The 16,265-nt window shown below is 41.8% G+C and carries 16 protein-coding genes; 9 read left to right on the top strand and 7 right to left on the bottom strand.

Annotated features, from left to right (window positions below; genetic code table 11):
• Positions 1-57: 57 nt before the first annotated feature.
• Both SD427_RS03080 and SD427_RS03075 read right to left on the bottom strand, forming a co-directional pair.
• On the bottom strand, positions 58-558 hold the full coding sequence (locus tag SD427_RS03080) for a peptidylprolyl isomerase (protein ID WP_320559839.1): 501 nt from the start codon (positions 556-558) through the stop codon (positions 58-60).
• A 114-nt stretch (positions 559-672) separates the two neighbouring features.
• A complete protein-coding gene (locus SD427_RS03075; protein ID WP_320561007.1) occupies positions 673-924 on the bottom strand; it encodes a VF530 family protein in 252 nt (83 codons plus the stop codon).
• Between the two features lie 158 nt (positions 925-1,082).
• Between SD427_RS03075 and SD427_RS03070 the strand changes: the two genes are divergently transcribed.
• From SD427_RS03070 to SD427_RS03045, 6 genes are all read left to right on the top strand, one after another.
• Complete coding sequence (locus SD427_RS03070) at positions 1,083-2,204, top strand: histidine kinase (protein WP_320559838.1); 1,122 nt, start codon at positions 1,083-1,085, stop codon at positions 2,202-2,204.
• Entirely contained in the window at positions 2,201-2,875 is a 675-nt protein-coding gene (locus SD427_RS03065) for a LytTR family DNA-binding domain-containing protein (protein WP_320559837.1), read from the top strand. The genes SD427_RS03070 and SD427_RS03065 overlap by 4 nt, the downstream gene beginning before the upstream one ends.
• A gap of 371 nt (positions 2,876-3,246) precedes the next feature.
• Positions 3,247-4,008 carry an intradiol ring-cleavage dioxygenase gene (locus SD427_RS03060; protein WP_320559836.1) on the top strand — a complete coding sequence of 254 codons (762 nt, stop codon included), beginning with the start codon at positions 3,247-3,249 and terminating at the stop codon, positions 4,006-4,008.
• Between the two features lie 120 nt (positions 4,009-4,128).
• Complete coding sequence (locus SD427_RS03055) at positions 4,129-4,770, top strand: hypothetical protein (protein WP_320559835.1); 642 nt, start codon at positions 4,129-4,131, stop codon at positions 4,768-4,770.
• Positions 4,771-4,778: 8 nt separating this feature from the next.
• The gene (locus tag SD427_RS03050; protein WP_320559834.1) at positions 4,779-5,042 is read left to right on the top strand and encodes a hypothetical protein; all 264 of its coding nucleotides are present in this window, start codon (positions 4,779-4,781) and stop codon (positions 5,040-5,042) included.
• A gap of 81 nt (positions 5,043-5,123) precedes the next feature.
• Complete coding sequence (locus tag SD427_RS03045; RefSeq protein ID WP_320559833.1) at positions 5,124-5,624, top strand: hypothetical protein; 501 nt, start codon at positions 5,124-5,126, stop codon at positions 5,622-5,624.
• A 168-nt stretch (positions 5,625-5,792) separates the two neighbouring features.
• Here SD427_RS03045 and SD427_RS03040 read toward each other — a convergent pair whose 3' ends face one another.
• Positions 5,793-6,818 carry an LLM class flavin-dependent oxidoreductase gene (locus SD427_RS03040; protein ID WP_320559831.1) on the bottom strand — a complete coding sequence of 342 codons (1,026 nt, stop codon included), beginning with the start codon at positions 6,816-6,818 and terminating at the stop codon, positions 5,793-5,795.
• Between the two features lie 113 nt (positions 6,819-6,931).
• Positions 6,932-9,073, bottom strand: coding sequence for a S9 family peptidase (locus SD427_RS03035; protein WP_320559830.1), 2,142 nt, complete (start codon positions 9,071-9,073; stop codon positions 6,932-6,934).
• Positions 9,074-9,515: 442 nt separating this feature from the next.
• Between SD427_RS03035 and SD427_RS03030 the strand changes: the two genes are divergently transcribed.
• Both SD427_RS03030 and ygiD read left to right on the top strand, forming a co-directional pair.
• On the top strand, positions 9,516-10,028 hold the full coding sequence (locus tag SD427_RS03030; RefSeq protein ID WP_320559829.1) for a YceI family protein: 513 nt from the start codon (positions 9,516-9,518) through the stop codon (positions 10,026-10,028).
• Between the two features lie 80 nt (positions 10,029-10,108).
• Positions 10,109-10,936: a 4,5-DOPA dioxygenase extradiol gene (gene ygiD, locus SD427_RS03025; protein ID WP_320559828.1), complete on the top strand. Its 828-nt coding sequence runs from the start codon at positions 10,109-10,111 to the stop codon at positions 10,934-10,936.
• Between the two features lie 80 nt (positions 10,937-11,016).
• Here ygiD and SD427_RS03020 read toward each other — a convergent pair whose 3' ends face one another.
• A complete protein-coding gene (locus SD427_RS03020; RefSeq protein WP_320559827.1) occupies positions 11,017-11,286 on the bottom strand; it encodes a hypothetical protein in 270 nt (89 codons plus the stop codon).
• 372 nt (positions 11,287-11,658) lie between these two features.
• Between SD427_RS03020 and SD427_RS03015 the strand changes: the two genes are divergently transcribed.
• Entirely contained in the window at positions 11,659-12,828 is a 1,170-nt protein-coding gene (locus SD427_RS03015; protein ID WP_320559826.1) for a carboxypeptidase-like regulatory domain-containing protein, read from the top strand.
• Positions 12,829-12,854: 26 nt separating this feature from the next.
• Here the strand turns inward: SD427_RS03015 and SD427_RS03010 are convergent, their stop codons facing one another.
• Together SD427_RS03010 and hutH are read right to left on the bottom strand one after the other, a co-directional pair.
• Positions 12,855-14,351, bottom strand: a complete 1,497-nt coding sequence (locus tag SD427_RS03010; protein ID WP_320559825.1) for a S8/S53 family peptidase — start codon at positions 14,349-14,351, stop codon at positions 12,855-12,857.
• Between the two features lie 216 nt (positions 14,352-14,567).
• Positions 14,568-16,055, bottom strand: a complete 1,488-nt coding sequence (gene hutH / locus SD427_RS03005; RefSeq protein WP_320559824.1) for a histidine ammonia-lyase — start codon at positions 16,053-16,055, stop codon at positions 14,568-14,570.
• Between the last annotated feature and the right edge of the window lie 210 nt (positions 16,056-16,265).

The following is a 16,265-nucleotide window of genomic DNA, read 5'->3' as shown; positions in this document are numbered from 1 at the left end:
CTGACTGATAATTAAAAAAAATGTCCGGCAAAACCGGACATTGATTGATATTATTTTTTAATGGGCTTCGTTTCCGTCAGCTCCGTGAGCGTGGCCATGAGCGAGTTCTTCTTCCGTCGCCGGGCGTGTGCTTAAAACTTCCACTTCAAAATCCAAGGTTTTCCCTGCCATTGGATGGTTAAGGTCTGCCACTACAGCTTCCGGCGTAACTTCCACTACAAATGCCTGGAAATTATTACCTTCATTGTCGGATAAAGGCAAAACAGCACCCACAGGCGGAATTCCGGATTCGTTAAACATATCGATCGGCAACTGCGCGATGGCATCAGGCTGCTTTTCACCGTACGCTTCTTCTGACTGAATGGTAAAAGCCGCTTTATCGCCAGCCTTTAAACCAAGGATATTCTGTTCAAACTTAGGAATCATCATTCCCACACCATACAAAAATGTAAATGGATTTTCTGCTGTTGTTTCTTCTACAAGAATCTTACTTCCATCCTCTTCGATTGTGTGAAGTATGTAACGTAAAGCTACAACATGGTTGTTTTCAATTGTCATATTTTATCTTTTTATCGTGAAGTTTTTTTCACGATTACCGGCACAAATATACTGTTTTTGAAACCATTGATTTAAGAATAATCGCTAAAAGAATCTTAAAAAAATATCATGCTTTTACTTTCCGCCGTCCATTTCGTTACGTTTTTTTTGTCTTAAAACGTATAGATACAGGCTTTCAACTTTTGTTCTTGCCCAGTCTGTTTTCCTTAAAAATTTCAGCGAAGAGCTGATGCTCGGGTTGTCTGTAAAACATTTGATGTTGATCTGTTCGCCCAGCTTTTCAAAGCCGTTGTAATATTCCACAAGCTCCTCAAGGATGGCATCAAGCCTTTTTCCGTGAAGCGGGTCTTTGGATTGTTGCTGCATTTTTTTTGTAAAAGTAAGGATTTTGCCTGACTTCCTGGCTGGTTGGGTTCCGTTGAGCCGAAGAATCCCGGAAGAGATACGGTTCATCAGTTCCGGGTGAATTATTTAAAACAAACGGGAGAATCATTTTGTATCGGAACTTTTTATATTTTAGCATCATGAAAAAGCTGTGGCCGCATATTATCCTGATTCCCCTGTTGCTTACCATCCCTGTGGTTTCATCACCGGATTTTGACGGCACGCTGTCTGTTTTCAGCGTCTCGCCTTTTCAGAGGGAATTTGTGCGTTTTGTCCTGGTCATTATTTTCTTTTATGTCAACTTAAATATTTTCCTTCCCCGACTTTACGGCCAAAAGAGATTCAGCCTGTTTTCGGCCTGTATCCTGTTTGCTTTCGGGATCATGGTTTTTCTGCCTTATTATCTGTCTTCTGAACATTTTTTCCTCAGCGAACGGTCAGGAGTTACGCCTGTGGATATGAATCCCCAGAATATGCCGCCGCCCGACGCAAATATGTTTCCCCCGCCACAGATGCCCGGCAGCGGTCACGGCGGTCCGTTCCGGGCCCCCGGCCCGAGAAATGACGGGTCTTTCCATCAGATGATCTTCTCCTCTGTTATTCCTTTTCTCTTTTCATTTTTGTCATCCCTTTTTATCTTCAGGAATAACGAGAAAAAAGAGCTGGAACGCTCCAAAGCAAAAGCGGAATTGTTAAACATCAAGTACCAGCTGCAGCCGCATTTTTTATTTAATATCCTCAACTCCATCTATTCTCTGGCCTTGTTAAAATCTGATGATGCGCCGGACGGTATCCTCAAGCTGTCTAATGTAATGCGGTACGTTGTGCAGGAAAGCAGCAAAGATGTTGTGGAACTGGGCAGGGAAATAGAATACCTGAAAGATTACATGGCGCTTCAGCTGCTGAGGACAGATGACAGCCTGGACTTTTCCTACACTGAAGCAGGTGAAGCCAAGGGGCTGCAGATCGCTCCTTTTATGCTGGTCAATTTCATTGAAAATGCTTTTAAATACGGCTTCAATGCGGAAAAACATTCAAAAATAACGGTAAGGATCGTTGTTCAGGAAGGTTTTTTGCACCTGAATGTCTTTAATTATATTGTTAACAGGAATATTACTGATGAGGACAGCCTGAAAATCGGTTTAAGGAATACCATCGAGCATCTCCATCAGGTATATCCCGTAAAGCATACTTTGGAAATCAACAATAACGGAAAGACTTACGAGGCAGATTTAAAAATTAACTTAATAAAAAACACATGATAAAAGCGATCGCCCTGGATGATGAAATGCTGGCCCTTAAAATTATTGAGAACTATGCCGGGAAAATAGAGCATCTTTCCCTTGAAAAAACGTTCAATATCACAAGCGATGCCCAAAAGTACCTTAATAAGTTTCCCGTTGATCTCATCTTTTTAGATATTGAGATGCCTTCTAAAAACGGCATGGATTTCTACAGAAGTATCTCCCAGCATACAAAAGTTATTTTTACCACTGCGTATTCCGAATATGCGGTGGATGCTTTCAGCATCAATGCGGCAGATTATCTGCTGAAGCCGTTTTCTTTTGAAAGGTTCAGGGCGGCGGTAGAAAAAGTAAAAATCAGCCCTGAAAAAGACGAGGTAAAATACCTTTCCATACGCGCAGACTACAAGCTTCATAAAATCAATTTTGAGGATATTGTCCTTATTGAAGGCCTGGATGATTATATCCGGATCCATTTGAAAGACCATTCTAAGATAACGGCCCGCTCATCTATGAAAAATATCCTGGAGAAGCTTTCTGAAAAGGATTTTGCCCGGGTTCACCGTTCTTATATTGTTCCCGTCAATACCATCAGGACAATCGTCAACCGCAATATCCACATCGGGGATTTTATCATTCCAATCGGGGAAACATACAAAGATGTGGTGATGAAAATCGTAAATGGATGAATGAATAATTCTTCTCCTTTTCGCCCTGAAATCAAATATTCAGCGTAGGATATTACGCTTTACGCTGAAAAATAAAAGCAAATAAAATGAAATAAAATAAATACATAACCCTGAGAGCCTCATCACCAGCATCCCTGTTTTTATGAATCTTATTTGCCTACTTTCTTTTACATGAACAAATTTCATTGATCTGCATACTCCGAAAGTCTTCACATTTCTTAAAAAAACCATATTTACCGGCAGATTCAAATCGTTTACCTCATAAATTTTATCAGCTTTTCTTTTCAGAATACCTTTGATGAAGAAATTAAGGAAAAGGAATATCCGTTTATCTCTTTCTTCTTAAACAGTTCACCTAAAAATCCTGTATTATGAAAACAATGAATAGAATGGGCTTTCTGAAAAGCCTGGGTTTGGCCGGGGTAGCTGCTGTGGCCTCACCGATCCTGATCCGCTGCGGAAGCGGTGATATGACAGATCTTTCTTCCACGGATGCTTCAAGTTCAGGCTCAGGTTCTGCTTCAGGATCCGGATCTTCTGCAACAGGCTGTTCCGTTACCAATTCTGAAACCGAAGGCCCATTTCCTACCAAGTCGCCTTCCTCGCTGGTGCAGACAAATATTGTGAGTGACAGAACCGGGGTTCCTTTCACCATAGGAATTACCGTTCAGAATACAAATGCCGCCTGTGCAAATCTGCAGGGCGCCATCGTAGACATCTGGCACTGTGATAAAGACGGCAACTATTCTGAATATGGAGGGACAGGCATGCAGGCTGCCAATTATACCGCCGTTCATTTTCTGCGCGGAAGGCAGACTACGGATGCTAACGGGAAGGTAAACTTCACTTCCGTTTTTCCGGGCTGGTACAACGGAAGGGCCACTCACATTCATGTTCATATCTATAATGCCTCAGGACAATCGCTTTTGGTCACCCAGATCGCATTTCCGGAAGGCAGCGACAGCGCAGTCGCTCAGGTGGCGGCAAGTACCGGCTACAAAGGCATGAATGGGTATACTTACAATGCAAATGACAATGTATTCAGCGACGGAACGGCCAATGAAATGTCTGCCGTTACAGGAAGCGTAAGCGGAGGTTTTTCTCTGTCGCACACTATAAAAGTCTCAGCTTGAATAAAGAAAGGTTGTTTAGATAGTTTGTTAGTTTTCCACAGCTTGCACAGATTTAAATGGTGATGAAGTGAATGACAATGAGTTGATCTGTGCCGGGTGGAATTTTAAAATCAAGTAATAATGTTAGTTCAAAACCCTTCAAAAATATTTACTTCGGACCTTGCGGTATGGCAGAAAGAACCGGCGTGCATCCTGACCGAAATAATAGGCGGACAGGACAGCAGCCTGAGAAAAACCGCTGAAATCATCTTTGACAAAAACGGCTGTTACGATTTTTGTTACCAGGCAGGCTCTGTTATCCTGATTGTTGTGCTGTATGGCGAAATTACGATCAATGATTTTGAAAAACCGATTTCAGCGGAACAGGTTTTTACTTTAAGATCGGGTGAAAGCAGTGCTTTAATGATGAAAAACAATCTTCCGGATGAAAAGTCCGATGTCCTGGTTTTTGAATTAAAAAGCAAAACCGAAGGGGATTTTTTCGCTGTTGAAGAATTAAATGTAAGTGCAAAGAATACATTAATCCAGATATCTGAAAACATCGGTTACCCTAATTTTATGGGCTTGTATGACGGGAGAAAAGAAGAACGATACGCTTTGTATAAAAAAGGAGGATCTATTTTCGGAATGGTCATCAACGGGGCTTTTGAATTCCAGAACCGGCTGATGGAAAACAGGGACGCCATCATCATCTCTGAGATGGACATGCTGGAATTTGAAGCGTTGAGCGAAAATGCGCTTATGGTATTACTGGAAGTCTGAAAAACGAAGTGAAAACAAACCCTTCCGGTTTTTTCCGGAAAGAAAGCACCGTTTCCGTTGATTTACAGGAAAAAGCAGCGGTAACGATTGAAATATCCGATGAAAGACACGGAAAAATCTTTACGGTTCTGAAGAAGCAGCAACTTGCACAGGGAAAACAGGAAATTAAATTCAGCGGCAACCAATTGGTTCCCGGAATGTATATGGCTAGAATCACTATTGAATATTGTACAGACACCCAGAAGGAAAATTACCCTGTAAAGGTCAATTGACAACGATTGTAAGCAAAATATTATTCATCATACATTAACATCGGGCAAAAATTAAGAAGCAGCCTTTTTTAAAATTAAATTATGAAAGCTATTGTACAACTGGCATTCCGGATCGTCATCGATCAAAATTCCACAATGGCCTGGGATCAATATGTTTTCAATGACACTTATTTTGAATACAGGATCCAGCATCAGGTTTTTGATGGAAAAGACCGCCCTGTAAAAAATTACTGGGAGCTTTTAGCCAAAAATCCGAATGCAGAAAGAATTCCTTTTTTACTAAGTTCCTCGGTTACCAATTACGTTTCCCAGTTGAAGGGAGAAATCAGAAGCCTTCCGGATGTTCTAGGAAATAATTTTTTCCCGGTAGAGCATTTTAAGCTGGACCTCATCAGCTCGAATGTTGAAGATCCTTCAAAACATAAAATCGGACTGACATTTTATACTCCGGAACTGGTATTGATTGATATTATTAACAACACTTATCTTTTAAGTAAAGATACTGCTGATAAAAAAGCATTTGAAACTTTTATGTTCAGCTTTCATCCGCAGGTTGCGATTGCTTATTATAAGGTAATTTGATTTAATCTGATTTGATCTGATTATTGTTTTTAACAGCATCTGTTAATTTATAAACCCGGCCTTTACGGGCTTACTATAGATGATTTTTTAAAGAGCGCCTCCGCAGGTAACCTGTGGAGGCTTTTGGTTCAATATCTTTGATGAGGAGAAGCTTTTATCCTGCGGCTTTTACAAATTTCGGATCAGGGGCTTTACTTCTTTACCGAACAGTTCTATGGATTTCATCATGGTTTCATGAGAAGGATTTCCGACATCCATATGCCCAATAAATCTTGTAATTCCGAAGATTTCTTTCATGTAATTAATTTTACCGGCAACTTCTTCAGGGTTTCCGATAAATAAAGCCCCGTCTTTGCTTCTTCCGCCTTCATACTGCATTTTTGTGAACGGAGCCCAGCCTCTGGCAGAACCGATCCTGTCCATCTGGGATTTATAATTATTAAAGTAGCCGTCAATAACTGTCGGGTCATCGCTTACAAAGGTGTGGGAGTGGATCCCGATCTGCATCTCATCCATATCGTGGCCTGCCTTTTTATATTCCTGCTTATAAAACTCGATTAAGTTTTTAAACTGAACCGGCATACCGCCGATGATGGCTACCATCAGAGGCATCCCCAACTGTGCAGCGCTTAAAACGGACTGAGGGGTTCCGCCCACAGCTCGCCATATCGGAAGCTGCCCGTTATTTTTCGCTCTCGGATAAACCGTCTGGTTCTGCATCGGCGCACGGAGCTTTCCGGACCAGGTAACATTTTCTTCTGAATTGATTTTTAACAGCAGTTCTAATTTTTCATCAAAAAGCTGTTCATAGTCATTTAAAGAATAGCCGTATAAAGGAAAAGATTCAATGAAGCTTCCGCGGCCGACAAAGATCTCGGCGCGGCCGTCAGAAATCAGATCCAGTGTTGAAAAATCTTCGTATACCTTTACCGGTTCTGATGAGCTTAAAACCGTAACACCGCTTGCCAGCCTGATATTTTTCGTGATGCTTGCCGCTGCTGCCAGAACAATTTCCGGTGATGAAACCGCATAGTCGGGACGGTGGTGTTCCCCTAGGGCAAAAACATCAATTCCCACCTCATCCATAAATTTTACCTGTTCCAGAATCTCACGCATCTTTACACCGGCATCACTGTACTTACCGGTAGCACGGTCGAATGACAGGTCGCCGAACATTCCAATTCCTAATTCCATATTGTTGATTTTATGCATACAAAATTACAGCAATCCGCTTTAAAAAGCATTGATGAATGATAAGATCGACAGGATAAAACGGCGGGCATTAAATGAAAATGACATGCTCAGGATTATTTCTTCAGGTACTGGTCAAAATAATCTGTTACTTTCTGCATTAAATGCACCCTGTCTTTCCCTATTACATTATGCGGATGTCCCGGATATACGAAATAGTCCAGCTGCACGCCATTGTCAACGGCGGATTTAATAAATTTAACCGAATGCTGCCAGACCACCACATCATCCTGTGCCCCATGGATCATCAGCAGTTTCCCCTTCAGGTTCTGAACCTTATTTAAAAGATTGGCAGTGGCATATCCCTTAGGATTTTCCTGCGGCGTATCCATATATCTTTCGCCGTACATGATTTCGTACATGCTCCAGTCGATCACAGGGCCTCCGGCAACCCCTACTTTAAACACTTCAGGATGGCGAAGCATAAAACTGGTGGTCATGAATCCTCCGAAGCTCCATCCGTGGATTCCCATTCTTTCCGCATCAACGTACGGAAGGGATTTTAAATAGTCTACCCCCTTCATCTGGTCGCTCATCTCTACAGTTCCCAGGTTTCTGAATACTGCCTGCTCGAACTTCAGTCCGCGGTTGGAAGAACCTCTTCCGTCCATCGTGAAAATGATGTATCCGTTTTGGGCCATATATTCATACCATAGATTTCCTGAAGCCGGAAACGTGTTGGTAACCAACTGCAGATGAGGTCCGTTGTATAAATAAACAATGACAGGATACTTTTTATTCGGGTCAAAGTTTGTCGGAAGAATGATTTTTCCGTATAAAAGCGTACCGTCGTCTGCTTTCAGGTTAACATTTTTAATTTCAGGCCTCTGATAATTTTTCAGCGGATTTTCAGCGGTAAGAAGGTTGCCGGTCTTCAGGGTATTGGTATTGATAATATCGACTACCCTTGGCATATTCTCATTGCTGTAGACATCATAGAGATAATTTCCGTCACTGCTTAAAATGCCGGTATGCATTCCTGCCGCATTATCCAGACGCTGCATTTTAAAGTTTGCCCAATTGATCCTGTACAGGTGTTTTTCTAACGGGGTTTCTTTGGTGGAAGTGAAATAAATTTCCTTTTTCTTTTCGTTAAAGCCTAAAATATCGGATACCAGCCAATCCCCTTTTGTAATCTGTGCCACAAGGCCTTTTTCCAGGCTGTAATGGAACAGGTGATTATAACCGGTTCTCTGGCTCTGCCAGATGAAATCCGTATTTGAATTCGGGAAGAACGTCAGCGGATGCTGGGGCTCAACATATTTCTCACTGGTTTCTTCAAATAATGTTTTTACCAGATTTCCCGTCGCGGCATCATACTGGTTCATTTTCAAATGGTTCTGCCCTCTGTTCAGTACGCCTACAAAAATATATTTTGAATCCGGGCTCCAGGTCACCGCCGTTAAATACTGGTCTTTTTCCCCTTCGATGTTTAAAAACTTTGTTGACTGTGTCTTAATGTTGAAAACACCTAATGTAACCTGATGAGAGGCCTTGCCTGCCATCGGATATTTAATATTATGATTCACGGCCGGGGTTACGGACCAGTCGATGATCGGATAATCGGCTACCATCGTCTGGTCCATCCTGTAAAAGGCTACACTTTCAGCATTGGGCGCAGGAAAAATTCCCGTATCGATTCCGAATTCATTTCTGTGGACATTGGAAGTACCGTTCAGTATATTTTCATCAGAATCATTGGTTACTGCGATTTTTTTTCCGTTTTTACTGATAAACAGATTATTTTTTACCGTAAAGGCAAACGTCTGGCCGTCACCGAAAACTTTCATATCGGAAGCTTCTTTATCCACATCAACGGAATTTTTCACCTTCCAGTCGTTTCCTGATTTTTCCACCCACATCATCCGGCCATCGGCACTGAAGTACCCTCTGGAATTTCCGGTAAATTTAATCTGCGGGACTGCCTTGAGTTTATGGTCTCCCAGGTTTTTATTCAACTGGGACAAAGATACCAGAGTATCCTGCTTATTCGTTTTCAAATTGGTGATCAGGTAGCCTCCTTTTACTGCCTGAATGTATGATTTCCCGTCATCAGACCATGAAAACTGCGAAATATTTTTCACGGCAAGGTTGCTTCTCAACCCGTTAACAGCTTCCGCCATCGTAAATTTTTGGGTCTGTGCCATCGCTGAACTGCCCAAAACCAGCATCATCAAAGAAAACGTATGTAATTTCATTGTATAAAATTGAATGCACCAAAAATAAGAAATAAAAGCCAACCGTTAATAAGTGTTAAAATAAAAGATTTGTAAAATCCAGGGTCATGAACTGTGTGATTTATTTCTTAAATTCATGATGATATTTTAGCTGATGAATGTTGTTTTATGTTTGAATTAAATACCGAATATTTAAAATAACGGCAGCGGCTCTAGCCCAGATAGTAACGGTTACCCCGCAGCAAACGTCGGGAAAGGCCGGGCGTGAGGAGTATGAGTGGATAGCTGGAAAAAGCTCCTGAGAATAAATAATGAGTAATTGATAATGGACGATAGATTCTCCTTTCAAATATTAACTTAAGGCTAATTTGGAGTTAAAACCTTTTTCTTATCCTACGTCAATGAGTTGCACCTCTGTTTTGATCTACATTTGCATTATACATAACAATAAAAATACAATACAATGGCTACAAAATGGACTTTAGACCCGGCGCACAGTGAAATTACGTTCAAAGTAAAACACATGATGATTTCCAACATCAAAGGAAACTTCACCGATTTCACGGCAGAAATCGATGCTGAAGACGATACTTTTGCCAACGCGAAAACAACCGCTACGATTCAGACTGATTCTATTTCTACAAACAACACAGACCGGGATAACCACCTGAAATCTGCAGAATTTTTCAATGCTGAGGCAAACCCTGTCATCACTTTTGAATCTTCTGCATTAAATAATGAAGTAACCGGAAACCTTACGCTTAACGGCGTCACAAAACCTGTGGTTCTGGATGTGGAATTCGGCGGTATCAACGTAGATCCCTGGGGAAATACAAAAGCAGGTTTTTCTTTTGAAGGAAAAATCAACAGAAAAGATTTCGGACTGAACTGGAATGCCGCCCTGGAAGCAGGCGGTGTCATGGTAAGCGAAGAGGTAAAAATTGCCGGCGAGCTTCAGTTTGTAAAACAGGCATAGTAAATTATTATAATTTCCAGGACTCAGTAATTTACCCGCTAAATTACTGAGTTTTTTTATTCATCAAAGCCCAATCTGTCGTGAATCTCAACTATTTACAAAATATCAGTGCCTGTTTTCCGAATACCGGAAAAATGCCCGTCTTATTTCTGGGACACGGTTCCCCGATGAATGCTATTGAAGAAAACCAGTTTGTCCAGGGATTCCGGAAGGCAGCGGATGAAATACCGAAGCCCAATGCTATTTTGTGTATTTCTGCGCACTGGTTTACGGACGGGACCAAAGTCACTGCCATGGATATGCCCAAAACCATTCATGACTTCGGAGGTTTCCCGCAGGCTTTGCATGATATTGAATATCCTGCGCCCGGAAGCCCTGAGCTGGCGCAAGATATAGCAGGTCTTTTATCGCCCGTTCCGGTTGAGAAAGATCATCACTGGGGACTGGATCACGGTGCATGGTCGGTGATCAGGCATATGTATCCTGGAGCTGATATTCCTGTCATTCAGATGAGTATTGATTACACGAAGTCTCCACAGTATCATTTTGACCTGGCAAAAAAACTGCATAAGCTCCGGGAAAAGGGAATTTTAATTATCGGGAGCGGCAATATTATCCATAACCTCCGGCTGATCGACTGGAGAAATATCAATACTATAGGCGCCGGATGGGACTGGGCCGTTGAAGCCCGGGAAAAGACCAACGGCTGGCTTCTGGACGGCAACTTCCAGAACATAATCGACTACCATAAACAGGGAACTTACCTGCAATATGCTGTCCCGAGCCCTGACCATTATTTACCTTTGGTTTACTCATTAGGACTGAAAGACAAGCCTGAAAGCCTTGTTTTATTCAATGATGAATTAATCGGCGGCTCGCTGAGCATGACCAGCGTAAGAATCGGTTGATAAAACCGTGCTGTAAAAGATCCTGGAAACTAAAAAACCGGAAGACTGCTCCTCCGGCTTATGATAAGCAAAAATATGTACTATATTCTTGTAATGGACATTACATGCGGCTGGCCGTCGATCGGGCTGTAGATTTCTACAATCGCTTGCCATACCACCTCTGAAGGCGGCATTGATGCGTTGCACCTGAAACGGTAATTGGTTCCGTTTACCACTTGTGTAGATACTTCTGTAGGGGTATATTTTACGCCTACGAAGCCATGCATTGCTTCATCGAATACTTTCTGATCTTCTGCAGTAAGAGGGTGATAATTTGTCCATCCTCCAGGTAATTGTTCTTGTTCTGACATGATTAATATTTTTTGGGTTTCCTACTCTTCTGGCTTTTCGGATTACGCCCCGTTTAATGGTTTCTGGCCTCCACAGTTAAAGTTTTTTACATATGACAATGACCGTTTTAAAATCAGTTACTGATTATTAATGAGGTTACTTTCAAAATGTATTGTTGTGATCACATGACAAATTTACTGCGGCCCCCGTATATATTTTAGCGTACATCTACTTATTTTTTACAATCAGTATAAGTACCTAACCGGTGATTTAAATATAATACCATCATATTGCACTCCATATCCTACTCATTACCAAACAGTAATATAATACATGGCTTTCATTTGAAACCGATTATTTTTATCACTAAAAATTTAGTAATATTGCTGATCATGAAAAAAACAGTATTCCTTTTCTTATTTTTATTTCCGCTGTATGTTTCATTGGCTCAGGCTGTCATGGGAACCGTAATCAATGATGCCGGACAGAAAATCAGCGATGTAAATATCTATATCGACGGCACCGGAACCGGAACCGTTTCGAAGGAAGACGGGAGTTTCACATTACCACTGGCTGCAAAAAATTCCGGCAATGTTGTCTTCCAGAAAGAAAATTATGAAAGTTTTACCAAGCCTGTTTCTGAAGTTGCAGGCAGGGTATTAAAAGTGGTACTGCTGAAAAGCAATGACATTGAAGAAGTCACGATTGTTCCCTATACGGAAGAAGCCTACAGAAATTTTATCAGTTATTTTCTGGACCAGTTTATCGGGCAGGACCGTGAGCATGTAAGAATTAAAAATCAAAGGACATTAAAGTTCGCCTATGATAAAAAGAACAACACACTGAAGGTAAAGGCTCCCAAAACCTTACTGATTGAAAACAAGAACCTCGGCTATGAAATAGAATACAACCTGATGAATTTTTATGCTGATTTTAATTCTAAAATAGTCAGCAGTCCCGGGACCAGCCTTTTTAAAGAAGTAAAAAGCAACCCTAAAATAAAACTGAACCGCATGAATGCCTATGAAGGGAGCCTGCTCCATTTCTTCAGAAGCATACATGGCAATACGGTTTCTGCCGACCAGTTTATTGTCAACCATGTCATAAGGGTTCCCAACCCGAAATACCCGACTGAAAAAGAATTGGAAACGTTAAAAGATTTCATGGATGCTGCAAAGCTGATGGGAAAATTTGACCTTCCTGCAGACCTGCTTGATATTTCCCGGAGAAAAAATAACCAGAACCCATATGCGCTGGCCATTATAAAGACCATGATTCCGGATTCTGATTATGTTAAAAGAGAAGGAAGCAGCGTTCTTTTCAGTTTTAAAGATATACTTCAGGTAAATTATAAGAAATATAATTATGAACTTAAAGGGAAAGAATTCATAAAAAGTAAAAACCCGGTCGTTTTATCTTCATTCCTTCATCCTGATGGTGAAACTTTCGAAGTATCAAAAGACGGAAGTATTTCCCATACGGACCTGCTGCTGACTGAAGGGGATTTCACAAAAAATAAAATTGAGAATATGCTTCCCTTGGATTATCAGCTGGGAGATTAAAGAAATCTTCCGACTTTATGCCATATTTACTGAACGGCCTGCAGGACATTGATATTTCCGTAACCGTAATCTGAATTCGGATTGGGATAATACGTTGAAGCCTGCCTCATTTTATTCAATACCTGATCGCGTGTCCATGACGGGTTTTTAGACCAGACCAGGGCTGCAATTCCTGCAGTAGAAGCCGTAGCCACAGAGGAGCCGCCAACGTAATCTGTCTGCCCGTTATAATAGCTCAGTACCGGGATGCTGCTTCCTGACGCCCTTTCCATCTGATACGTGAAATCAATTTCAGATCCCGAATGACAGACGTCGCATTTCTGGTTGGAGGTATTTTCTTTTACTCCGGTTACAGCCTGGGCTTCAGGCATCCACGCCGGAAAAATCACGCCGGCAAAATTAGTGAAGCTTGTGGAAGTACCGCCTGCGCAGAAAATCAGCTTGCCTTTGGAATAGGCATATTTTACACCGTCTTCAATTTTGCCGACTGAGAAAATGTGCCCCATGGACATTGAGATAATTTTAACTTTGGTGTTATTCCCCAATTCCGTGAAAGCGGTTTTCACTCCGTTTTGTTCGTGATATCCATCCAATACTACATTTGAAGCTGCCCTATAGGTTACAAGGCTTGCGTTGTAAGCCACGCCCACCGGCTGCCCCATATTATTTCTTGGCGCAGTGGCAGCAGAAGCCATGCTTGTTCCGTGCCCGCACTGGTCATTCGGACCGTCGTACCCGCTGCTCCAGGGCCATACCGAATCTACATAAACACCGTTTTTGGTAACGGTCCTTCCGGATGAAAGCCCGTTATTGAAACTGCTTCCCAGTAAAGTCTGTTCCGGGGAGATTCCGCTGTCGATAACCCCGATGGTGATTCCTGCACCGCTACTATAGCTCCAAGCGCTTATGATATTATGTTTTGAGAAAGACCACGGTGCTTTCGCATTCGGGGCTACAGTTGTATAATCTGCCGCATTTAAAGCCGTTGATTCCAAACCACATCCCGATGATGAACTGCCGGATTTTGCCGTTCCTCCGAATTTCCTTTCATTTTCAAAATAACGGTAATCTGCAGGTTCAACATACCGGATATTCTTCATTTTACGGAGGGCAATAACGGTTTCCTGTTTTTCAATGGCTACATCCATCTGATTCAGATACGGATCTGAAGACAGCAGAATGCGGTCGGTTTTTACTTCATATTTTTTAATCAGGTCTAAAATTTCCTGTTCAACGGCATCATGATCAGGGCTCAGGCTTCTGTCAAAAGAAGATCCGAATCCGATGGAAGCTACTTTATTTCCCTGGAAAACGGCACTCCATACAAAATGGTCGGAAGAGGCATTCCATGAGAACCTTCCTTTGGTTCTGATGGTTTCATTGATTTTTTCATTGATCTCTTTTGCCGTCAAAGGATCTTTCTGTACAACTTCAAGGGAGTCTGCAATGCTTTGAAGATCGTCTCTGTTACATGCCGTAAAAACTGAAAACAGCATGAGTAGGTAAAACACATTTCTTTTCATATACTTTAATTTGGATCACTCTAATATATCACTTTACCCTGAACTACTGATACATGAAATGCAAATTATCTTTAATTTGTTATGCCAGAAATACCAAACAGTAGAAAATCAAATATTGCATAAAAATTTTCGGCTGAATCTGCTCAATCAGTTATAAAATAAAAAAACGGACAGAAGTCCGTTTTATAAATATATCCAGTACAATAAATTATTAATTTAGTTTACGATAAACTGTCTCTCATTAATCAATTCTGCAATGGCCAGCATGTCTTCGCCGATCAGGCGGTCATCTTCAAGCTTGGCAACCCGGGAACGGATAACGGCAAAGTTTTCCTCAATGAGTTTTGAACAGGTGGCAGGTCTCCTGAATTCAAGGCCCTGAGCCGCAAACATCAGTTCAACAGCCAGGATATTTACCAGATTCCCAAGGACCTGATTGAATTTCCTTCCGGAAATGCTGCCCATGGATACGTGGTCTTCCTGTCCTAAACTTGTCGGGATCGAATCTGCGGAAGCCGGAAAGCACAGGGTTTTATTTTCCGTTACCAATGCTGCAGACGTATACTGCGGAATCATAAACCCGGAGTTCAGTCCTGAACTTTCCGTTAACAGTCTTGGTAAACCGTATTTTCCTTCCAGTAACAGATAACTCCTGCGGTCTGAAATGTTTCCCAGTTCAGCCGCTGCCAATGTCGCATAATCCAGTGGCATGGCCATCAGCTGCCCGTGGAAGTTCCCTCCTGAAATTGATTCCTCGGCACTTAATACAATTGGGTTATCCGTTACGGAATTCAGCTCCGTTTCGGCCATGATTTTTAAATGTTCAAAGGCATTCCTGCTGGCACCGTGCACCTGCGGAACGCAACGCATGGAATAAGGGTCCTGAACCCTGTCGCAGTATTCATGGGATTTTAAGTTTTCAGAATTTTTTAAGAACTTCAGCATTCTTGCCGCCACTTTCCGGCTTCCTTCAAAAGGCCTGATCTCATGGAGCTCTTTTCTGAACGGGCTGGCTGAGCCTCTGTACGCTTCAATGCTCATTGCCGCCGTCATATCTGCAAGGTCCAGCAGATATTCAAACTTTTCCAGGCCTTTAATGGCATGGGCAAGGATAAACTGGGTGCCGTTAATTAATCCCAACCCTTCTTTCGGACCTAAAACCAAAGGTTCAAGACCGTTTTTCTCTAAAATTTCCTCCGTTTTGAAAATCTCATTTCCTACCCATACTTTTCCCAATCCCAAGAGCGGTAAAACCAGGTGAGCCAGTGGAGCCAGATCTCCCGAAGCCCCCACGGAACCCTGTTCCGGAACTGCAGGAATAATATCTTTTTCCAGCATCACGATCAGCCGTTCGATTACTTCCAGCGATACCCCTGAAAACCCCTTGGACAGGGCATGTACCTTGGCAATCATCATGACCTTTGAAAGTTCCTTATCAATGGGCTTCCCTACGCCTACGGCATGGGAAATAATTAAATTGTACTGCAAAAGCTCCGTTTCATCTGCCGAAATCTTAGTATCGCAAAGCGGCCCGAAACCTGTATTGATCCCATACACACAACGGTCTGACTCCACAATCTGCTGCACATTTTTCTGGGAGTTTAAGATCTGCTCTTTTGCCGTTTTGTTCAGCTTCGCTTTGTTTGGGTCTTTACAGATCTCCAATACATCATGGAAACTGAAAACATCTACACCGTATATCATGCTCTAAATTTTGTCTTAAAATTAAGCATTTAGTGATAACTGGGAAAAACTAATTTTCAGTACTTATTTTTTCCCTAAATAAACTGATTAATTTATATTTTCCTGCCGAAATATCCTAAAAACTCTGTGGAATGGGATTATTTCAGCTTCTTGGTATCTCAATATACTGATATGGGCCGGAGATAAATTTTAATTTAACATAAATTGTAA

It is taken from the genome of Chryseobacterium sp. JJR-5R, from assembly GCF_034047335.1.
Classification (GTDB): Bacteria; Bacteroidota; Bacteroidia; order Flavobacteriales; family Weeksellaceae; genus Chryseobacterium.
The sequence above is the reverse complement of the archived record's forward strand: the minus strand, read 5'-3'. Positions and strand labels throughout refer to the sequence as shown.

What these genes read in the sequence shown, in the direction of transcription:
- SD427_RS03080 (WP_320559839.1), bottom strand. Translation starts at nt 558, where the DNA reads ATGACAATTGAAAACAACCATGTTGTAGCTTTACGTTACATACTTCAC.
- SD427_RS03075 (WP_320561007.1), bottom strand. Translation starts at nt 924, where the DNA reads ATGCAGCAACAATCCAAAGACCCGCTTCACGGAAAAAGGCTTGATGCC.
- SD427_RS03070 (WP_320559838.1), top strand. Translation starts at nt 1,083, where the DNA reads ATGAAAAAGCTGTGGCCGCATATTATCCTGATTCCCCTGTTGCTTACC.
- SD427_RS03065 (WP_320559837.1), top strand. Translation starts at nt 2,201, where the DNA reads ATGATAAAAGCGATCGCCCTGGATGATGAAATGCTGGCCCTTAAAATT.
- SD427_RS03060 (WP_320559836.1), top strand. Translation starts at nt 3,247, where the DNA reads ATGAAAACAATGAATAGAATGGGCTTTCTGAAAAGCCTGGGTTTGGCC.
- SD427_RS03055 (WP_320559835.1), top strand. Translation starts at nt 4,129, where the DNA reads ATGTTAGTTCAAAACCCTTCAAAAATATTTACTTCGGACCTTGCGGTA.
- SD427_RS03045 (WP_320559833.1), top strand. Translation starts at nt 5,124, where the DNA reads ATGAAAGCTATTGTACAACTGGCATTCCGGATCGTCATCGATCAAAAT.
- SD427_RS03040 (WP_320559831.1), bottom strand. Translation starts at nt 6,818, where the DNA reads ATGGAATTAGGAATTGGAATGTTCGGCGACCTGTCATTCGACCGTGCT.
- SD427_RS03035 (WP_320559830.1), bottom strand. Translation starts at nt 9,073, where the DNA reads ATGAAATTACATACGTTTTCTTTGATGATGCTGGTTTTGGGCAGTTCA.
- SD427_RS03030 (WP_320559829.1), top strand. Translation starts at nt 9,516, where the DNA reads ATGGCTACAAAATGGACTTTAGACCCGGCGCACAGTGAAATTACGTTC.
- SD427_RS03020 (WP_320559827.1), bottom strand. Translation starts at nt 11,286, where the DNA reads ATGTCAGAACAAGAACAATTACCTGGAGGATGGACAAATTATCACCCT.
- SD427_RS03015 (WP_320559826.1), top strand. Translation starts at nt 11,659, where the DNA reads ATGAAAAAAACAGTATTCCTTTTCTTATTTTTATTTCCGCTGTATGTT.
- SD427_RS03010 (WP_320559825.1), bottom strand. Translation starts at nt 14,351, where the DNA reads ATGAAAAGAAATGTGTTTTACCTACTCATGCTGTTTTCAGTTTTTACG.
- hutH (WP_320559824.1), bottom strand. Translation starts at nt 16,055, where the DNA reads ATGATATACGGTGTAGATGTTTTCAGTTTCCATGATGTATTGGAGATC.